Origin of the sequence: Novosphingobium sp. TH158 (assembly GCF_002855555.1) — a bacterium.
GTDB lineage: Bacteria > Pseudomonadota > Alphaproteobacteria > Sphingomonadales > Sphingomonadaceae > Novosphingobium.
Window position 1 is genome coordinate 1,685,913 of the sequence record NZ_PKRT01000001.1, and the last position, 19,800, is coordinate 1,705,712.

At 66.5% G+C, this 19,800-nt stretch carries 15 protein-coding genes; 9 read left to right on the top strand and 6 right to left on the bottom strand.

From position 1 onward, the window contains the following. The first annotated feature begins 102 nt into the window (after nt 1-102). From C0V78_RS08365 to tilS, 3 genes are all read left to right on the top strand, one after another. Nucleotides 103-810: a helix-turn-helix domain-containing protein gene (locus C0V78_RS08365; RefSeq protein WP_101797300.1), complete on the top strand. Its 708-nt coding sequence runs from the start codon at nt 103-105 to the stop codon at nt 808-810. Nucleotides 811-889: 79 nt separating this feature from the next. Beyond that, complete coding sequence (locus C0V78_RS08370) at nt 890-1,990, top strand: tol-pal system YbgF family protein (RefSeq protein WP_254049861.1); 1,101 nt, start codon at nt 890-892, stop codon at nt 1,988-1,990. Beyond that, nucleotides 1,974-2,927 (top strand): tRNA lysidine(34) synthetase TilS, encoded by a 954-nt coding sequence (gene tilS, locus C0V78_RS08375; protein WP_144039860.1) that lies wholly within the window; start codon nt 1,974-1,976, stop codon nt 2,925-2,927. The genes C0V78_RS08370 and tilS overlap by 17 nt, the downstream gene beginning before the upstream one ends. 7 nt (nt 2,928-2,934) lie before the next feature. Here tilS and C0V78_RS08380 read toward each other — a convergent pair whose 3' ends face one another. Then, nucleotides 2,935-3,561, bottom strand: a complete 627-nt coding sequence (locus C0V78_RS08380) for a L,D-transpeptidase family protein (RefSeq protein WP_254049862.1) — start codon at nt 3,559-3,561, stop codon at nt 2,935-2,937. A gap of 183 nt (nt 3,562-3,744) precedes the next feature. Between C0V78_RS08380 and C0V78_RS08385 the strand changes: the two genes are divergently transcribed. After that, on the top strand, nt 3,745-4,845 hold the full coding sequence (locus tag C0V78_RS08385) for a phosphatidylserine/phosphatidylglycerophosphate/cardiolipin synthase family protein (protein WP_158241514.1): 1,101 nt from the start codon (nt 3,745-3,747) through the stop codon (nt 4,843-4,845). A gap of 2 nt (nt 4,846-4,847) precedes the next feature. Here C0V78_RS08385 and eda read toward each other — a convergent pair whose 3' ends face one another. Genes eda through zwf form a run of 4 tightly spaced genes read right to left on the bottom strand, consistent with a single transcriptional unit; the run spans nt 4,848 to nt 9,672 of the window. Then, entirely contained in the window at nt 4,848-5,462 is a 615-nt protein-coding gene (eda, locus tag C0V78_RS08390) for a bifunctional 4-hydroxy-2-oxoglutarate aldolase/2-dehydro-3-deoxy-phosphogluconate aldolase (protein ID WP_101797302.1), read from the bottom strand. Beyond that, the gene (locus C0V78_RS08395; protein ID WP_101797303.1) at nt 5,459-6,409 is read right to left on the bottom strand and encodes a glucokinase; all 951 of its coding nucleotides are present in this window, start codon (nt 6,407-6,409) and stop codon (nt 5,459-5,461) included. The genes eda and C0V78_RS08395 overlap by 4 nt, the downstream gene beginning before the upstream one ends. Before the next feature lie 3 nt (nt 6,410-6,412). After that, nucleotides 6,413-8,227 carry a phosphogluconate dehydratase gene (gene edd, locus C0V78_RS08400; RefSeq protein ID WP_101798267.1) on the bottom strand — a complete coding sequence of 605 codons (1,815 nt, stop codon included), beginning with the start codon at nt 8,225-8,227 and terminating at the stop codon, nt 6,413-6,415. Nucleotides 8,228-8,232: 5 nt separating this feature from the next. Next, the gene (gene zwf / locus C0V78_RS08405) at nt 8,233-9,672 is read right to left on the bottom strand and encodes a glucose-6-phosphate dehydrogenase (RefSeq protein ID WP_101797304.1); all 1,440 of its coding nucleotides are present in this window, start codon (nt 9,670-9,672) and stop codon (nt 8,233-8,235) included. 187 nt (nt 9,673-9,859) lie between these two features. Between zwf and C0V78_RS08410 the strand changes: the two genes are divergently transcribed. From C0V78_RS08410 to C0V78_RS08430, 5 genes are all read left to right on the top strand, one after another. Further along, nucleotides 9,860-11,161, top strand: coding sequence for a tetratricopeptide repeat protein (locus tag C0V78_RS08410; RefSeq protein ID WP_101797305.1), 1,302 nt, complete (start codon nt 9,860-9,862; stop codon nt 11,159-11,161). A gap of 21 nt (nt 11,162-11,182) precedes the next feature. Beyond that, nucleotides 11,183-15,181: a hypothetical protein gene (locus C0V78_RS08415; RefSeq protein WP_101797306.1), complete on the top strand. Its 3,999-nt coding sequence runs from the start codon at nt 11,183-11,185 to the stop codon at nt 15,179-15,181. Between the two features lie 254 nt (nt 15,182-15,435). Continuing rightward, the gene (locus C0V78_RS08420) at nt 15,436-16,122 is read left to right on the top strand and encodes a response regulator transcription factor (RefSeq protein ID WP_101797307.1); all 687 of its coding nucleotides are present in this window, start codon (nt 15,436-15,438) and stop codon (nt 16,120-16,122) included. A 4-nt stretch (nt 16,123-16,126) separates the two neighbouring features. Continuing rightward, nucleotides 16,127-17,497 (top strand): HAMP domain-containing sensor histidine kinase, encoded by a 1,371-nt coding sequence (locus C0V78_RS08425; protein WP_101797308.1) that lies wholly within the window; start codon nt 16,127-16,129, stop codon nt 17,495-17,497. Beyond that, nucleotides 17,494-18,075, top strand: coding sequence for a hypothetical protein (locus tag C0V78_RS08430; protein ID WP_101797309.1), 582 nt, complete (start codon nt 17,494-17,496; stop codon nt 18,073-18,075). Before C0V78_RS08425 ends, C0V78_RS08430 begins: the two co-directional genes overlap by 4 nt. A gap of 189 nt (nt 18,076-18,264) precedes the next feature. Here C0V78_RS08430 and C0V78_RS08435 read toward each other — a convergent pair whose 3' ends face one another. Beyond that, a complete protein-coding gene (locus tag C0V78_RS08435; protein ID WP_101797310.1) occupies nt 18,265-19,785 on the bottom strand; it encodes a peptide chain release factor 3 in 1,521 nt (506 codons plus the stop codon). Between the last annotated feature and the right edge of the window lie 15 nt (nt 19,786-19,800).

Sequence of the window (19,800 nt, forward strand, 5' to 3'; positions counted from 1 at the left end):
ACCTCGTGACACAGGATCGTAACATGGTTTTGCTTGACAAGCGCCGGGTCCAGACCATGTTTGCCGCCACTTTGGTCGCAACTCTTTACAAATCGGTGCTGAATGTCTGAGCAGGAAGCCGAGCAGCCGCAATTGCCGCTCGTCGGGGTGGGTCCACGCCTCAAGGCCGCGCGCGAAGCAGCCGGCATTTCACGCACCGCGCTGGCGCAGCGCACGCGCATTGCCGAACGGCTTGTCGCCCTGATCGAGGCGGGGGACTGGGATGCCCTGCCATCGCGCACCTATGCCACGGGCTTTACCCGGTCCTATGCCCGCGCCGTGGGCCTGAACGAGGCCGAAATCGTGTCCGGTGTGCGGCGGGAACTGGGGCTTGCCGATACGGTCAGCCAGCGCCCCAGCGCCGCTGCCCTTGAGCCGGGCGACCCCGCCCGCGTGCCGTCTGCGCGCTTTGCCTGGTGGCTGGCGCTGCTGGCGCTCGTGATTGCCATTGCGGGCTTCTTTGCCTGGCGCTCGCTCTATTCCCCCGCGCTGACCCTCCCGCTTGCCGAAGAAAGCGCCAGCGCGGAACCCGTCATCACCACCGAGGCGACAGCGCCGATTGCCGGTTCGAGCTTCGCCCCTGAGGCAAGTTTTGCCCCTACTGAGAGCGCCGAGCAGACCGATGCTCCGCCGCCGGCCCGCCCCGCCCAGCGCGAGACGGAGCGTCGACGCCAGCAGGCACCGGCAGCACCGGCACGGCAGACTCCCGCTCCCGCAGAAGCTGCTGCGCAACCTGCCGCGCCGGCCACACCTTCCACCGTTTCGAATTGACCTGCTCTCGACACGAAGTCCTTGCAGGGGTTAGGAACCCCTTCGATTTTTACTATCCTTAGGGAGCGCGTTCGCTGCGATGAACACCCTGTCCGTTTGGAAACGCCCGGGCACCGCCCTGCTTGCCCTGGCCGTGGCGCTGAGCGCAACCTCGGCCCCGGCGCAGAAGGCAAATACCGCGTTGGTTACCGCGGAGACGCGGATCAAGAAGCTCGAGGCTGAGGTAAAGGCTTTGCAGCGCCAGGTGTTCCCTGGCGGTGACGGAAAATATTTCCCGCCCGAAATCGACAAGGCCGCAACCGGCACCACGCCTGCCGCAGGAACCCCGGCAACCACCCCGGTAACCGACCTGCTGACGCGCATGGACGCAGTGGAAGCGCAGCTTTCGCGCATTACCGCGCAGAACGAGGAAAACGGCAACCGCATCGCCCAGCTTGAAGCGAAGCTGGCGGCCCTGTCACCCGCACCGGCGACACCTGCTGCCGCTCCTTCCGGCACGGCACCCGCCCCGGTCACTCCCGCCAGCACGGCGGCGACCAGCGCGGCCACCGCAGCGGCAGCGCCTGCTGTAGTGACCCCGGCTGCAACAGGTCCGGCCACGAACACGGCCGCAGCCGCACCGGCAACCAGCTTCCCCACGCCTGCCCCGGTAACCCTGACGGGCACGCGGTCCACCGCCACGCCATCCAAGCCGGCGGCCGCCGCGCCCGCGCCTGCCGCGGCGAAGCCAGTCGCGCCGTCTGCCCAGCGCGTTGCTGCGGTCAAGGCGATCGAAAAGCCCAAGAGCGACGATGCGGGCGAGGACGACTATTCCTATGGCTATCGCTTGTGGGAAGCGAAGTTCTATCCCGAAGCGCAGCAGCAGCTGCAGCTGTTCATTACCAAGTATCCGCGCCACATGCGGATCAGCTATGCCCGCAACCTGCTGGGCCGCGCCTTTCTTGACGAGAACAAGCCGCGCGAAGCGGCGCAGTGGTTCCTCAAGAACTACCAGGCCGACAAGAAGGGCGCTCGCGCGGCGGACAGCCTGCTTTACCTTGCCGAGTCGATGCGCCAGCTCAAGGACACGAACCGCGCCTGCATCGCGCTTGCCGAATTTGGCGACACCTTCGGCGCCGAAGCGACTGGCCGCCTGAAGAGCCAGTACGAGGCGACGAAGCGCGGTGTTAAGTGCAATTGACATCGCGCTGATCGAGCGCTTCCGCAAGGCGCTTACCGCCTTGTGGCCTGGTGATGGCAGGATCGGACTTGCCGTATCGGGCGGGCCCGACAGCCTGGCCATGCTCCTCCTCGCCGCAAGGGCATTTCCGGACCGGATCGAGGCAGCAACCGTCGATCATGGCCTTCGTCCCGAAAGCGCGGCAGAGGCGGCAATGGTGGCGCGGGCCTGCGAAAGCCTGGGCATTGCCCACGAGACGCTGGCTGTCGCGGTAGAGCCGGGCAACATCCAGGCAGAGGCCCGCAACGCTCGCTACGGCGCGCTCGCCGCGTGGATCGAGCGCCGCGGCCTCTCGGCACTGGCCACCGCCCACCACGCCGATGACCAGGCGGAAACGCTGCTGCTGCGGCTCAACCGGGGCAGCGGGGTTGCCGGACTGGCTGGCGTGCGCCCGCTTGGCCGGGTGCCGGGAACCGCCATCCCGCTTCTGCGCCCCTTGCTCGACTGGCGCCGTGCAGAACTCGCGGGGGTGGTCGCGGGATCAGGGCTGCAAGCGGTGCAGGATCCGTCGAACGCCGACCCCCGGTTCGACCGGGCGCGTCTGCGGCTCGCCCTTGCAGAGGTCGATTGGCTGGACGTGCCGGCGCTTGCCAGCAGCGCCGCCAACCTTGCCGATGCCGATGTGGCCCTGGCCTGGGCCGCCGCGCGCGAATGGGAGGAATGCGTCAGCAAGGCGCCGATGGGCCTTGCCTATCGCCCCAGGGCGCCGCGGGCCATTGCCCTGCGCGTCATTTCGCAAATCGTGCGCGAACTGGATGGCGAGGAGCCGCGCGGATCGGCCGTCGCCCGCCTGTTCGACAGCCTGATCGCGCGGCAACCCGCTTCCATCGGCAAGCTGGTTGCCCGCGCGGGTTCGGACGGCTGGACCTTCATGAAGGCCCCCGCCCGCCGCGCCTGAGGCGGATTCAGCTTTCGGTGAGCGATTGCCCGACGCCGGTCTGCTTGCCGCGGGTGATGTAGACCTTGTCCCCCACCGAGGCGAGCGCGAAAAGCTTTTGGGCGAACGGCGTCGGCACGCCCACGCAGCCGTGGCTGGCATAGCCATTTTCCACCTTCGTGCCGTGGATCGCCACGCCATCGTCGGTGATGTTCATCGTGAATGGCATCGGCGCATTGTCGTAAGTGCGCGAGAAGTGCTGCGCCTTCTTCCACTTGATCGGGAAGACGCCGAGCGGGGTGGGCTTATCCTCGGTGCCGAGCAGGACGGCGGTTGCGGCGATCTCGTAGCCATTGCGGAACACCGATAGCACGCGGGCCTCAAGGTCCACCGTGATCACGAGCGGCCCGGCAGGAACACCTGCCTCGTCCCAGTGCCATTCGCCATACTTGATCGGTCCGCTGATCGGCAGCACGCGCTTGATGACGAAGCGTTCATCGCGCGGCGGCGGCGCGGGCTGGGGCTTTGCCCCCGCGACCTTGGCCGGTGCCGCCGGTGCCGGGGGTTCGACATGGAGCAGGGCTGCGCCTGCCAGCACAATCCCCCCGACCGACGCCACCAGCGCGGTCCAACCTTTTGCCCCAAGACCCGTCATAACCAGTCCATGTTCAATGACCCGAGGCATGGATTGAGCAGTTCCGCGCGCCAATCCAGCCCCATTCCCGAGCCGTCCTTTTACGGGACCACTCGTGGCGATCCGGTTAACTGCCGCAGCAGGCTTGCCAGAGTGCGCCTCTGCTGGCACCGGGCAGCCCGGCGAAGATGTAAGGAATGTTGCGTGCAATTCAGTCTGCAGGTCGGGGCGCGCGATTTCTGGGAAGCCGCACGGGCCGACATCGCCGCTGCCCGACGCCGGGTGCTTATCCAGGCGATGACGTTCGAAGGTGATTCCGCAGGGCTTGGCGTGGCAGAGGCGATCTGCGCCTCACCGGCAAGCGAGCGCCGCGTGCTGGTGGACGATTACTCGCGGCACGTGATCAACGACCGTTTCCTGGCTCTGTCTTCCGATCCGGAACTGGCGGCAGAGGCCCGGGCGACCTGGGACATGTTCGATGCGATCTGCGCTTCGGGTGCGGCGCTGCGGATCACCAACCCGGTCGGCGGCAATCCGTTGAACTACCCGCTGCGCAACCACCGCAAGCTGCTGGTGATGGACGATGCCGTGTGGATCGGCGGCATCAACTTTTCCGAACACAATTTTGCCTGGCACGACATGATGCTGCGGATCGAGAATGCTGAGGTGGCAGACTGGTTCGCGGGCGAGTTCGACAAGGACTGGAGGGGCAAGCCCTCGCTCGCCAGCACTGAGTTCGAAGGCCTGTCGCTGCACGGGCTGGACGGGGCAAACAATGCCGAGGGCTCGCTGCCGCTGATCGACCTGTTCGAAAACGCGCGCCACTCGATCGAGGTCATCAGCGCCTATCCGACATTCCCTTTCGTCAGCGCAATGGCCCGTGCGGCGCGGCGCGGTGTCGAGACGACGATCTACACGCCGCGTCCGAACAACAAGCCGATCATCCGCGATTACCTGACCGGCGTTGCCCGGCGCAGCGGCATTGCCCTGCGCCTTCTGCCCGAGATGACGCACGTGAAAGCCGTGCTGATCGACGGGGAGGCTGTCGTGGTCGGTTCAAGCAATTTCGATTTCGTCGCCTATCGCGCCAATTCCGAATATTTCGCCGTACTGAAACGGCCCGAAATCATAGCCGATTTCGAAACGCGGCTGTTCGCACCGGCCCGCAGCCAGTCAACCGAACCGGCCGGTGACGATCATTCACCATGGCGCAGCCTGCGCGCCCGCGTCTCGCTTGGGCTTGCCGATATCCTGCTGCACGGGCTTTCCCACCCGGTGCGTATCGGCGAGTGGCGCAGGCCCTGATCCTAGCGGGGGAGAGCGGCTGCGGCGCGGGCGGCAGCTTCGATCTTCGCGACATCGGGCGTGCCCTTGGGCACCATCCACGATCCACCGACGCACAGCACTGCGTCGAGCGCCAGCCAGCTTGCCGCGCTGTCCTGGGTGATCCCGCCCGTGGGGCAGAACCTGGCCATGCCGAAAGGCGCGGCAATTGCCGAAAGCGCCTTGATCCCGCCCGATGCCTCGGCCGGGAAGAACTTGAACCGCGTCAGGCCAAGGTCCAGCCCCAGCATGATATCGCTGGCATTGGCCGTGCCCGGCAGGAACGGCACGCCGACATCGACAGCCGCCTTGCCCAGCGCCGGGGTAAGACCCGGCGAAACAATGAATTCCGCCCCCGCTTCCAGCGCGGCATCCAGTTCACGCGGATTGAGCACCGTGCCGGCACCGACGACAGCCCCCGGCACCTGCTTCATTTCCCGGATCACATCGAGTGCGCAGGGGGTGCGCAGGGTCACTTCCAGCGCGGGCAGGCCACCTGCGACGAGGGCCTGGGCGATCGGCACCGCATGGGCAACCTCCTCTATCACCAGAACCGGGATGACGGGCGCAAGGCGCATGACCTCTTCGGGATTGCTCACTCTGGATGCTCCTGGGCATAGGCCGCAGCGGCGCCGAATAGGCCCGGCTGCGGATGGGTGATCAACTTGATCGGGATCGATTCCATGCGGGCGCGGTAACGTCCCTTGTCGCAGAACCGGGAGTGGAAGGCGCTGCCGGCCAGGTGGCCGCGCATGCGGTTTGTCAGGCCGCCGGTCAGCACCACGCCAAGCGAACCGTGCGCCAGCGAAAGATCGCCAACCGCCGCACCGTAGGAAGCGAGGAAGGTGGCGAGTGCATCATCGAGCAGCTGCTCCCCGCCAGCCAGCGCGGCGGCCCAGAGATCGGCATCGCTGCGAGCCTCGTCCGGGTTGAAAGTGCGGACAATTTCGCCAAGCCCCGGCCCGGAGACCACGCGCTCGATCGAAGTGCGGCCATGGCTCGCAGAAATCCCGGCGCAGACGGCCGCCTCACGCGCATCGAGCGGGGCAAAGTGGATATGCGAACCCTCGGTCTCGAGCACGGCGACCCCTTTGGCGAGACGTTGCAGCACGGCAACGCCAAGCCCGGTTCCCGGCCCGATTACCGAGATGGCACCACGCCCGGGCAGCGGCAGATCCGGTCCGCACAGGTGGGCAAGGTGCTCCGCCGGCAGGGCATGGGCCGCGTGCGCCATCGCCCCGAAATCGTTGAGCAGCAGGAAGTGCTCCAGCCCCGCTTCCGCGGCCAGTGTTGCCGGATCGACGACCCAGTGCGAGTTGACGAAGCGCACCGGTCCGCCGGTGACCGGCCCGGCGAGCCCGAACACGGCGCGGTCCAGCCGCTCACCGGTCCTTTCTGCATATTCCGCGCAGGCCGGGCCGATGCCTGCGAACTCTGCAGCCTTGAACACCAGCGGTTCCGACAGCGAGAGTACCCGCCCGCCGCCAATCTCGGCAGGGGCGAAGCGGGCATGGGTGCCGCCGATATCGCCAACCAGAATGCGCATCGCCTAGAGGCCCGCGGCCGCAAGGACCGGCGAGGCGCCGCGCTCGGCACTGTCGGCCGAAGCCCGGTAAAGCGCGAACAGTTCGCGGCCCATGCCGGTCTCGGGCGCGGGTGGCGGGGAAGGCTGGCGCGCGGAGAGGTCGGCGCTCGTCTCCAGCACCCCGGACGCCGCGCAGAGCCGCACCAAGTCGCCATCGCGCAACAGGGCGAGCGGCCCGCCATCGAGCGCTTCAGGCGTCACGTGGATGGCGGCCGGAACCTTGCCCGAGGCACCCGACATCCGCCCGTCGGTAACCAGCGCCACCTTGAAGCCCTTGTCCTGCAAGACGCCAAGGGGCGGCGTCAGCTTGTGCAGCTCTGGCATGCCATTGGCGCGCGGACCCTGGAAGCGGACGACAACGATCACGTCGCGATCCAGTTCGCCTGCCTTGAACGCGGCCTGTACCGCCTCCTGGCTGTCGAACACGCGGGCGGGTGCCTCGATCGTCCAGCGGGCCGGGTCGACCGCGCTGGTCTTGAAAATGCCGCGACCAAGGCTGCCGGCAACCAGCCGCATGCCCCCGTCGCTGCGGAACGGAGCGGAGACCGGCCGCAAGATGGCATCGTCGCCGCTTTGCTCCGGCACGTCGCGCCAGGTCAGCGTTTCGCCTTCCAGCACCGGCTCGCGCGCATAGTCGGCCATGCCACCGGCGCTGACGGTCAGGATGTCACCATGGATCAGCCCGGCACCCAGCAGTTCGCGCACGACAAAGCCGATGCCGCCCGCTGCATGGAAGTGGTTCACGTCTGCCGCGCCATTAGGATAGACTTGGGCAATCAGCGGCACGGCGGCGGACAGTTCGTCAAGGTCCTGCCAGTCGATCAGCACGCCCGCAGCGCGGGCCATCGCGGGCAGGTGAATGGCATGGTTGGTCGATCCGCCGGTTGCCAGCAGGCCGACCGCCGCGTTCACCAGGGCCTTCTCGTCCACCACCTTGGCCATCGGGCGATAGTCCTCGCCCTTGCGGGTGATCGCGGCGAGGCGGTGGACTGCCGCCCGCGTGAGCGCCGAGCGCAGCGGCGTGCCGGGCGGCACGAAAGCCGAACAGGGCACGTGCAGCCCCATCAGCTCCATCATCATCTGGTTGGAATTCGCCGTGCCATAGAAGGTGCAGGTGCCGGGCGAATGATAGCTCGCCATCTCGCTCTTCAGCAGTTCCTCGCGGCTTGCCTTGCCTTCGGCATAGAGCTGGCGGACCTTCTGCTTTTCCTTGTTGCCAATGCCGGTGGGCATCGGGCCGCCGGGCACGAACACCGCCGGCAGGTGGCCAAAGCGCAGCGCGCCCATGACCAGTCCGGGCACGATCTTGTCGCAGATGCCCAGCAGCGCGACGCCATCGAACATCGCATGACTGAGCGCGATGGCCGCCCCCTGGGCAATGGCATCGCGGCTGAACAGCGAAAGCTCCATCCCGGCAAAGCCCTGGGTCACTCCGTCGCACATCGCCGGCACGCCGCCCGCCACCTGCGCCGTCGCGCCGACTTCGCGGGCGTAAAGCTTCATCGCCTCGGGATAGCGGCCATAGGGCTGGTGCGCCGAAAGCATGTCGTTGTAGGCGGTGACGATGCCCAGGTTGGCCGCCTGGGTGAAGGCGATGGTCGGCTGGTCCTGCTCCGCCCCGGCAAAGCCATGGGCCAGGTTCGAGCAACCGAGGAACGAGCGGTTGCCGTGGGCGTCCGCCTCGCGCTCCATCTGGTCGAGATAGCGGCGGCGACTGTCCTTCGAACGTTCGATGGTGCGCTGGGTGACGCGTTCTACGGCGGGGTGCAGGCTGCTCATGTCGGTCACTCGTGCCAGGTTACGCCGTCGCGCTCGGCCAGCGCGATTGCGGCCGAGGGGCCCCACGAACCGGCGCTGTAGGGCTTGGGCACGATGCCGTGCTCGGCCCAGCCGGCGCGGATGGCATCGATCCAGTCCCACTGCGCCTCCACCTCGTCGCGGCGGACGAAGAGGGTCTGGTCGCCCTCGATCAGGTCGAGCAGCAGGCGCTCATAGGCGATGCGCTTGACCGGCCCGGCGAAGGCATCGGTCATGGCGATGTCCAGCGGCACGGGGCGCAGGCGGATGCCATCGCGGTCCAGCCCCGGCACCTTGGCCATCAGTTGCAGGGTGATGTTCTCTTCGGGCTGGATGCCGATGACCAGCTTGTTCGGCACGGTCTTCGCCGCCTTGCTGGCAAAGATCGAATGCGGCACGCGGCGGAACTGGACGACGATTTCGGTCACGCGTTCGGGCAGGCGCTTGCCGGTGCGCAGGTAGAATGGCACGCCCTTCCAGCGCCAGTTGTCGACATGGGCCTTGATGCCGACGAAGGTCTCGGTATCCGATTCCTTGCCCAGCTCATCGTCGTAGCCCGGCACCGGCTGCCCGGCGATGGCGCCGGCGCGGTACTGCCCGGTCACCGATTCATCGGCCCCGACCAGCCGCAGCGAACGCAGCACCTTCACCTTTTCATCGCGGATCGCGGTGGAATCGTAACTGGCAGGTGGCTCCATCGCCACCAGGGCCAGAAGCTGCAGCATATGGTTCTGCACCATGTCGCGCAGCGCGCCGGAACCATCGTAATAGCCCACCCGCGATTCCAGCCCCACCGTCTCGGCCACGGTGATCTGCACGTGGTCGATGTGCGCAGCGTTCCACAGCGGTTCGAACAGGATGTTGGCAAAGCGCAGCGCCAGCAGGTTCTGCACCGTTTCCTTGCCAAGGTAATGGTCGATGCGGAAGGTGCGGTCCTCGGGAAAGGCGCTGGCGACGGCATCGTTGATCTGGCGGCTGGAGGCGAGATCGGTGCCGAGAGGCTTTTCCAGCCCGATGCGTGTGCGCTCGCCCGCAAGGCCGCTGGCGGCAAGGCCGGCAATGGTCGGCTCGAACAGGTGCGGCGCAGTCGAAAGGAAAATTGCCAGTCCGCCCTGCACCGGCCCGACCTTTTCGGCCAGGGCCTGGAAACCGCCGGTGTCGGTGGCATCGAGCGGCTGGTAATGCAGGCGGTTGAGGAATTCCGCCATGTGCCCGCGCCGTTCGGCAGGAAGGAACTTCTCCAGCGCCTCGCGCGCGAACTGGCGGTAGCCGGCATCGTCGAGCTTCTGCCGCGCCGTGCCGACGATCCTGAGGTTCGGAGAAATCAGCCCGTCGGACCCAAGCGCGCACAAGGAAGGCAGCAGCATCCGCTGCGCGAGGTCTCCTGTCGCTCCGAACAGGAGCAGGCTGTCTGCGGTAAAGGACATTCGAAACTCCCGGGGAGGGACAGCGCGGTTACCATCGCGCAGGCGATCTGGCCAGACCGATTCCGGCCAATTCCGCAGCCTCGCAACGGAAATTGTCACGCTCCTAACAGGCTTTGTCAGCGGACAGGCAAAGCGCGCCCGCGCATTCCGGCAGCGATCCAACTGGTGGAATGATGAGGCTTTGAAAATGACTGCAATTTCCGCGAAGGCCTGCGCCGGTATCGCCGCCGGTCTCCTGGCCGGGGCCGCACTGCCGGCCCACGCACAAGGCACGCCGCCCACGCCTGCCCAGGCCGAAGCGCAATACCGCGCCCTCGCCGCCGATGAAGCGGCGAAAGCGGGCGACCCGGCCTTCGACTATGCCCTTGGCATTGCAGCGGCCGACAGCGGGCACTTCGGCGCGGCGATCATCGCCTTCCAGCGCGTGCTGGCCGTCCAGCCGAACCACGCACAGGCCCGCGCCGAGCTGGCTCGTGCCTATGCCATGGCCGGCGATATCGATACCGCCCGCGCCCAGTTTGCCACCGTGGTCGACGATCCCAGCCTGCCCGACCCGGTCCGCCAGCGCTTCACCGGCTTCGTCCGGCAGTTCGACAAGCAGATCAAGGGCGGCGGATCCGACCTGTCCGGCTTTGCCGAGGCATCGGTCGGGCATGACAGCAACATCAATGCGGCAACCGACCTTGCCGCCATCACCATCCCGCTGTTCGCCGCGCTTGGCCCGGGGACTCTGGGCGCCGGGGCACGGGCCAGCTCGGACGAATACTACGAATTGAGCTCGGGCCTCTCGGGCGTGGTCGGCGTGGGGCGGCAGGATCGCCTGTTTGCCAGCCTGCTGGGCAACTGGCGCGACAACTTCGATAGCCGCGCCTTCGACCAGGCAAGCCTGACCGGCACGGCAGGCTTTGCCCACACCTTTGCCAATCAGGATGTCGCCTCGATCTCGGGACAGGTGCAGAAGTTCTGGCTGGGCTATGCCGGATATCGCACCGCATGGGGTGCGATCGGGCAATACACGCACCGGCTGAGCGGCGGGCGCGCCCTTTCCTTCTCCGCCCAGTGGAACCGCTTCGACTACGACAGTGATCCGCTGCGCAGTTCGGACCGCTTCACGCTGGGCGTGGGGCTGGTGACAAAGACCTTCTCCGCCAGCCTGATCGGCGGGCACGAAGATACCCGGCAGCATGCCGGGGACCACAATTCCAACACCTTCGCCGGAGCCAGCCTTGGCGCCGAGGTGCCGGTGGCCAAGGGCCTTGCCGTCGTCGGCGGCGCAGCCTTCCAGTACAGCAAATACGACGCCGCAGATCCGCTGTTCCTCGTCAAACGAGAGGACAGCCGACTGGACCTTTCCGCCGGCCTCAAGGTCGCCGTGCTGCCCAGCCTCTTCGTGGTCCCCAAGGCCACCTACACCCGCAACTGGAGCAACATCGCGCTCTACGACCACGAACGCTGGACGGCCTCTGCCGGCCTCCGCTTCGAATTCTGATCCTTTCCGGGAGCATCCGACATGACCCGCCTTTCCGCCCTCTATCTCGCCACTGCCTCGGTCCTCGCCTTTGCTGCGCCGGCCGCCGCGAAAACCACCACGCTTTACGCCTCCGACGCCGGGCTTGCCCGTTCGGCCGCAGAGGGGCGCCGCGTCTCGCAAGTGACCGGCGTTACCCAGATCCGGCTTGAAAACGGCGGCACGGCCAGCTTTGTCGCGGGCGCCAGCTTCCAGATCCGCGAGGACGGGTCGATTGACCTGTTCGCCGGCACCGTGACCATCGCTTCGGGTGATGGCCAGCCGGTCATCGTCCACCTTGCCGATCGCGGCGAAGGCCGGGTCTCGGGCAAGGGAGCGGCGGCCAGTTTCTCGGTCGATGCCGGCAAGGACGGGCGCACCGAGGCGCGCGGGCATGTCCTGACCGGCAGCGTCACCATTGTCATCGGCACCGGCTCGCCCCGCACTTTCACTGCCGGGCAGATGTGGAATGCCGAAGGCAATCGCGCCGGCCTTGCCGTGGCAAACGGCGCGGCGGCGGTTCCTGCAGCCGGCGCGGCCGAAGAGGCCGGCACGGTCCAGCCGATGGGCGGCGAAGGCGGCCAGGTTGCTGCAGCCGTCAATGGCCTGCCGGTAGTACTGGGCGATGCCCTCGCCGCCGCAGGGGCTTCCGGCGATGTCGTCGCCGCCGCGCGGCGCGTGCAGGCGGCCTCGGCCAATCCCAGCCTGGAAAGCTACCCCTCGGGCGATCTTGCCCTGCTCGTCGCCTATGCCGGCAATCTCAACGGAGCCTATGGCGGCCGACCGTTCAACGGCGCCGCGGCAGACATCATTCGCACCTACCTGCAATTCCTGAGCACCGGCGGCGCGCAGGCAAACTTCCTGACCGCCTATGCCGGTTTCATGGTGCAGTACCTCGATCTTGTCCGCTCCGGCGCCCTGCCCAGCTCGTTCCGCGGGGCTAGCCTGGCGCAGATCAACAGCTTCATCTCCTACCGCGGACGCACCGCCGGCTTCGGATCGCTTTCAGGCCAGAACCAGGTCCTGGTCGATGCCTACCTCGCCTTCATCCTGGGCGGCGGCAATGCGGACCAGTTCCTCGTTCGCTATACCGACCTGACCAACGCCTATTTCGCTTTCATCCGCGGAGGTGGCACGCCGACGGCCTTCACCGGGGCAAGCCAGGCGACGATTACCGCCTACCTGACCTTCCTGCGCGATGCCGGGCTGCTGGCCAACCTTTCGGCGCAGAACCGGGCGCTGCTCTCCGCCTACCTGACCAGCCTTTACGCCAGCGGCAACGGCATGGCCTGGGCCGACCAGTACCGCGTCAGCCTGAACGCCTATTACATCTATCTCCAGCAGGGGCGCCTGCCCTCAACCTATACCGCGGCAGACCTTGCGGCGCTGCGCCGGTATCTTGAAACGCTGAAGGCAACCGGCCTGTTCGACCAGGTGCTGGGCAGCCAGGCCAGCTTCTTCAACGGATACCTCGTCTGGCTTCAGGGCGGCGGCGCGGTGGACGGCTATACCCAGCTTCCCGCCAACATCTTCGCCGGCTATGCAACCGCGCTCAGCGCCTATTACGAGTTCCTGAAGAACGGCGGCGTGCCTTCGGGCTATACGGTGCTGACGCAGGAACAGATCCGCATCTATCTTGCCGCGCTGGAATCCGCGGGTGCAACGGCGCGGTTCACCGGCGATCTCGGCACCTTCTGGTCACAGTACTTCGCGTGGATTTCCGCCGGCAACAACGCCAACCTGTTCGCCGGCCTGCCAACCCCGCCGGACTATCCGGCCTTCGCCACGGCGCTGAACGCCTATTACGCCTACCTGGCGGGCGGCGGGCTGCCGTCCGGCTATTCGGCGCTGACGCTCGAACAGCTGCGGGCCTATATCAATGCCCTGATCGCGGGGGGCCGCCTTGGCGATCTTGGCGCGAACGCCAGCTTCCTTCAGGCCTACTTCACGTACCTGGGTAACGGCGGAACGCCGAACGGCTATGCCCAGTTGCCGGTCTACCTGAACTACCAGACCGCCCTGACGGCCTATTACACCTACCTGCAAGGCGGCGGACTGCCCAGCGGCTATACGGCGCTGACCCCGGCGCAGCTTCAGGCCTACCTGCAGGCCCTGATCGACGCGGGTGTCTATTCCAGCCTGTTCTCGGGCCAGACGGCCACCTTCCTGACCGCCTACTACAATTTCGTATCGGGTGGCGGATCTCCGAACGCTTATTCCGCGCTGCCGGCCTATACGACCTATGTCAGCGCGCTGAACGCCTACTTCGTCTACCTGCAGGGCGGCGGCGTTCCGGGCAGCTATACCGGCCTCACCCTCGCGCAGCTGCAGGCCTACCTGCAGGCACTGATCGATGCGGGAATCCTGGGGCAGTTCTTCACCGGAACGACCCTCTCCTTCTTCCAGGGCTATTACACCTACGTTTCCGGCGGCGGCGCGCCCAACAGCTATTCGGGCCTCGCCTCGATCGTCACCAGCGGATCGGGCACGGGTGGAAGCGGCACGGGAACGGGAACCGGCACGCCTGCCCTGCTGACCGGCTATACCGGCGGGTTCAATGCCAATGCGCCCAAGATCAACATGGTGCTGGCGAACAACACGATCGTCGGCGGCGAGTTCGGCTTTGACGCAACCTCCTATACGCTCAATTCGAACGGCGGCCTTACCTCCTACGTCCGCAGCAACGTGATCACCCGGGGCATCGGCACCAATACGGTGACCGACATCTACGGCAATGCCAATGCCGTGATCGGCCGCTGGTCGGGCGGTTCGACCACGGGGGCGAGCGCCTACGCCTTCAACGCGAACCAGGGCCTGCATTACCTGATGGCCCGCCCGCTGCCGACCGGCTTTACCCTGCCCACTACCGGCACGGTCAATTACACGCTGATCGCCGCCACCAAGCCAACGATCGGCACCGGCACGCTCAGCCCCGGCACTTTCGATGCCCGCCTTGCGCTCGCCTTCGGCAGCACGACGAAGATCGGCTTCGACGGCACGATCACCATGCCGCAATCGGGCAGCAACCTGGTCTACAGCTTCACCACTCCGGGCGGGGCTGCCAATCCGGCGCAGAGCGACCAGAACCTGACGCTGAACGGCCAGTTCTTCACTTTCATCGCCCCGGCCACCGACAGCTCGGGTGCCTGCGCCAACATTTCCTGCGTGATGAGCGTCTATGGCCTGCTGGCGGGCGGCACCGACAACATCGGCATCACCTATGTCGGCGGGCGCAACACCAACACGGGAAGCATCGCAGGTGCCGCGATCTTCGCCGCCAATGGCGCTGCCGCTTCGAGCGGTTCGGGCTCGGGCAACACCACGCAGGCCGCGCCAGCCGGCGATGGCACCTGGGTGCGCGCTACCGGACGCACCAACATCATTGGCTCTAGCAACAGCTATGCGGTGGGCAGCTTCTATGCCAACATCCCGACCGGCGTGGTTGCCGATGCCGATGGTCAGTTGCAGTCCATCGACCTCAGCGGTTTCCGCCTAAGCCGGGTCACTGCCACCAATGCCGATTACGGCACGGCGGGCGGGGCGATCGGCTGGGCCCGCTGGGCAGGGGGCACCGTCCGCAGCCAGGACAATACCCTTTCGGAAATCCCGGCGAATGGCGGCATGAGTTTTGTCTGGGGCAAGCCCGTCACCAACATGCCGACGAGCGGGACGGTCAATTACCAGCTTGCCGGGTCGACCAAGCCGACGCTGCAATCGGGTGCTTCCGCTCCGGGCACACTCAACAGCGCAGCATTCTCGGTCAACTTCGGCACCATGACAGCCGATTTCAGCGCCAACGTGACCGTCGCGGGCAACACCTACACCGCTGCCAACAACGCGCCGATGACGATCACTGCGAATGGTGCGTTCCAGAACACCAACTCCACCTCGCATATCTTCGGCTTCCTGGCCGGACCGGGGGCGAGCCATGCGGGGGTCAGCTACAACATCTTCGGACCGGGCGTTTCGGGCGTGATCGCCTTTGCCAAGCCGGGGACCTGACCAGACCGATCCTGGGATCGCCCGGCCCACTCATCATTCCCCAAGACCGGGCGGGCGATAGGGCCGCGCTGCCAACCTCCGGCGGCGCGGCCCGTTTTTCATCGCCCAGTACCGGCACCTAACAGTCTTTGTCATTTTCCTAACAACCAAGGTGTGTGGCGGAGTTCCAGTCCCGAATTAGGAGCCGTCAGGAAGATGACGCTGCTTGTCAGCAAGATGACAGGCTGGCAGCAAGGCGGGGAATTGGGGAATCGATGGCCGGGATCAGCATTCTTTACGTGGAAGATGACCAGCGCGCTGCCGAAGAAGTGCAGGACCTGGCGCGCAATCACGGCGATACGGTAATCTGGGAAAGCACCGGGGCAGCCGGGCTGCTGCGCGCCGGGCGCGACAATTTCGACGTCATCATCCTCGATCGCATGCTGCCCGATCTTGACGGGATGACCATCCTCAAGCGCCTGCGCGAAAGCGGGGTGGGAACGCCGGTGCTGATGCTCTCTGCGCTGGGCCGCACGGTTGACCGGGCCGAAGGGCTAGATGCCGGGGCCGACGATTACCTTGCCAAGCCTTATGAGGCCGAAGAACTCGTGGCCCGCCTGCGTGCTCTGCACCGACGCAATTCGGGGCGCGAGCACGCTGCCGTGATCATTTACGGCCAGTTCGAATGCCACACCAAGGCGCGCACCGCCTTTCGCGCCAACCGCCACATCGCGCTGAGCCCCAAGGAATTCGAGCTGTTCCGCTATTTCATGGAGAATGCGGGCGAAGTGGTAACGCGCGAGATGCTGCTGCGCGACGTGTGGAAGATGAATTTCGATCCGCAGACCAACGTGGTCGATGTCAACATCGGCCGCCTGCGTCGCAAGCTGGAAGACGGCTTCACCACCCCTGCCCTCGAAACGATCTGGGGCACCGGTTACCGCCTGCTGGAAGGCAGGTAGGCGCATGAGCGAGGTCCGCTTCCGCCATTCGATCTTCGCCCGGCTGGTGCTCTGGGCGATGCTCGTTTCGGTGGGCGTAACCCTGCTTCTCTGGGTGGTCACCTATACCACGCTGGAACGTTCAAGCCGCGCGGCGCTGGTCCGCGCGGTCGATGTCGAGCTGGCCGCCATGGCCGATATCCACGCCAGCGGCGGCCAGGCGGAACTGGCCCGGCGCATCGAGGACCGGCTCGTCCTCTCCGCGCCCGAAGGCAATGCCTCGCACTACATGGTGGCGGACAACGCCGGGCGGCGACTGGCGGGAGACATTGCCACCTGGCCGAAGCTCGATGCACGTCTTTCGGAGGCTGGATACGTCACCCTGCCCGGCCGGATCCCTGCCTATGCCCGCGCCACCCAGCTCGCGCCTGACCTGAAGCTGCTTGTAGCGCGCGAATATGGCCACGATTCCGCGCTGGCCTCAGCTATCGGCTGGGCCTTCCTTGCTGCGGGAGCCATCGCCGCACTGGCCGTGGGCGTGATCGGCCGCTGGCGGGCCAACCGGCTGGCCGAACGCGTCGGCCGCATCAACCGCGCCTTCCGCGAGCCCGATGAGCCCAGCCTTGAAGCACTGGCCGAAGGCAGCAGGGAAACCGACGAGATCGGCGAGCTGACCCGTCACACCTCCGAGGCGCTTGCCCACCTGCGGCGCATGGTCAACGCCCATCGCGAGACGACGGACCAGGTCGCCCACGAATTGCGCACCCCGCTGATGCACCTCGATAACCGGTTGGTGAAGGCGCTGGCCAAAGCGCAGGACGATGACGATCGCCGGCACCTCAGCGATGCCCGCGCCGAAATCCGCCACCTCGTCGCGCTGCTCGAATCGCTGCTCGACATCGCCACCAGCGAAGCGCGCAAGGGTGACCGCCTCGGCCTCTCGCCGGTCAACCTCAGCCAGCTCGTCACCCGCGTGGCCGATCTCTACGCCGACAGCGCCGAGGAGAGCGGCCACCGCTTCGTCCGCTCGATCATGCCGGGGATCACCTGCCAGGGCGAGGAGATGCAGCTGACGCGGCTGATCACCAACCTGCTGGACAATGCGTTCAAATATGTCCCGGCGGGGGGAACCGTGCGGCTTGCGCTTGAGCAGGGGCCGGTGCTTACCGTCTCGGACAACGGACCCGGCGTTCCCGAGGATGAGCGCGAACACATCTTCGACCGTTTCCGGCGTGGCCGCAGCGCCGCCCGGCTCAACGGCACCGGCAGGCGGCACAGCGCGGGCCTGGGCCTTGCGCTGGCCCGTGCCATCGCCGAACGCCACCGCCTCACCCTCACCCTCGCGCCCCGTGACAAGGGTGCCTGCTTCATCGTTGCTCCGGAGACCAAGCCATGAACCTGTTCCGCCGCGCCCCGATCGTTGCGCTGCTGCTGGCCGGCGCCTGCGCCTCATCGCCCTCGCCTGGAACCGCGCAGGCGGCGCCGGCAGAGGCCAGCCTTGCCGTGCGCCTGGCCGATGCCATGGCCGATGCGGCCGAGGCGGAGGCGCGCGGAGACGGCAAGGCGCTGGCCCGCGCCGTCCAGGTGATCGATGCCTCGGGGCCGCAGCCGCTTGAAGGTGCGCCCAGAGATCCGCTGCCCGCCTGGCGCGATGCCGTGCGCGGCGAAGCGGGTCCGCCGTGGCGCGGCCGCCCGCTCGGTCCCGGTTACCGCAGCGGCAAGCTGTCCGTCGGCGGGCGCGAAAGCTTCAGCCAGCTGTTCCTTTCCGGCAGCGCCGCCACCATCGCCCTGTCTGCGCCGACGGGAGACAGGCTGGCCCTGCGCGTCCTCGACCCCAGTGCTAAGCCGATCTGCACGGATGAGAGCGGGCGCGGCGGCCTGTGCAAATGGGTGCCACTGTTCACCCAGCGCTACACCATCGAAGTGATGAACCGCGGCGCCGGCGATGCGCGCTATTTCCTGGTGGTGCAGTAATCGGATTATCGCAGAGACGGCGGAGAAATAAAAGAAGACGCAGAGGAGACGCCCCGAGCCGAAGGCTCAGTCACCAAAGCGGGGTCGCACTGCCGCAAAGTCAATAAATTGAAAGCGGCCTCGCCGCAGGCGCTGCATCCCTGCGCCTCTTTTCCTTCTCTGCGGACTCTGCGCGAACCCCCTTAATCTTCAACGTTCCTTCGTCGCAGAGAAGGTCAGCTCCGGGTTCTTTTCCTGCTGGTAGCCGACATCCCAGGAAGACCGCGCCATGAAGACGGGATCACCATCGCGGTCCTTGGCGAGGTTCGACTTGTTGAAATCGGCAAAGGCCTTGAGCGCCGCATCGCTGCCCTTCAGCCAGCGCGCCGTGTCGAAGGGCGAAGCCTCCAGCACCGCCTCCACCTTGTACTCGGCCTCCAGTCGGGAAATCAGCACGTCGAGCTGGAGCTGGCCGACCACGCCGACGATCCACTGGCTGCCGATCTCCGGGTAGAACACCTGGATCACGCCCTCTTCGGAAAGATCGTCGAGCGCCTTGCGCAGCTGCTTGGTCTTGGTCGGATCCTTCAGGGCGACACGCCTCAGGATTTCCGGGGCAAAGTTGGGCAGGCCGGTGAAGCGCACCTTGTTCGCTTCGGAAAGCGTATCGCCCACGCGCAACGTGCCGTGGTTAGGGATGCCGATGATATCGCCCGGCTCGGCCGTGTCGGCAATCTCGCGGTCCTGCGCGAAGAACAGGATCGGCGAGTGTATGGCGATGGGCTTGCCAAGTGCCGAGGGCGTCAGCTTCATGCCGCGCTTGAAGGTGCCCGATACCAGCCGCATGAAGGCAATGCGGTCACGGTGCATCGGGTCCATGTTGGCCTGGACCTTGAAGATGAAGCCGGTGACTTCCTTGTTGGTGGGGTCGATCGTGCCCTGCTCGCTTGGCTGCGGCCGCGGCGGCGGGGCGAAGCGGGCGATGGCGTCGATCAGCTCGGCAACACCGAAGTTCTTCAGCGCCGATCCGAAATAGACCGGTGTCAGGTCACCGTGGCGGTAGGCTTCAAGGTCGAACGCGGGATAGCCGCCCTGGGCCAGTTCCACTTCCTCGGCGATCGCGGCCGGCAGCTCTGCCTTTTCCCGCTTGCCCAGGAACTCGCGGCTGTCGCCTTCGGGGCGGCTGATCTCGCCCGTCGCAAAGTCGAGCACGCCCTGGAATTCGCCGCCCAGCCCCACCGGCCACGACATCGGGCAGACATCAAGCGCAAGGGCGTCGGCTACCTCGTCCAGCGTTTCGAAGGGCGATCGGCCCTCGCGGTCCACCTTGTTGACGAAGGTGATAATCGGCACCGAGCGCAAACGGCAGACCTCGAACAGCTTGCGAGTCTGCGGCTCGATGCCCTTTGCTGCGTCGATAACCATGATCGCCGAATCCACCGCCGTCAGGGTGCGATAGGTATCTTCGGAAAAGTCCTCGTGGCCCGGCGTGTCGAGCAGGTTGAAGGTGATGCCGTCACGTTCGAAGGTCATGACCGAGCTGGTCACGGAAATGCCGCGCTGCTGCTCGATCTTCATCCAGTCGGAACGCGCCCGGCGCGCCGCCCCGCGTGCCTTGACCTGCCCGGCAAGGTGGATCGCGCCGCCGTGCAGCAGCAGCTTCTCGGTCAGCGTGGTCTTGCCCGCGTCAGGGTGCGAGATGATGGCAAAGGTGCGGCGGCTGGAAGTCACGGGCGGGAACAGTCT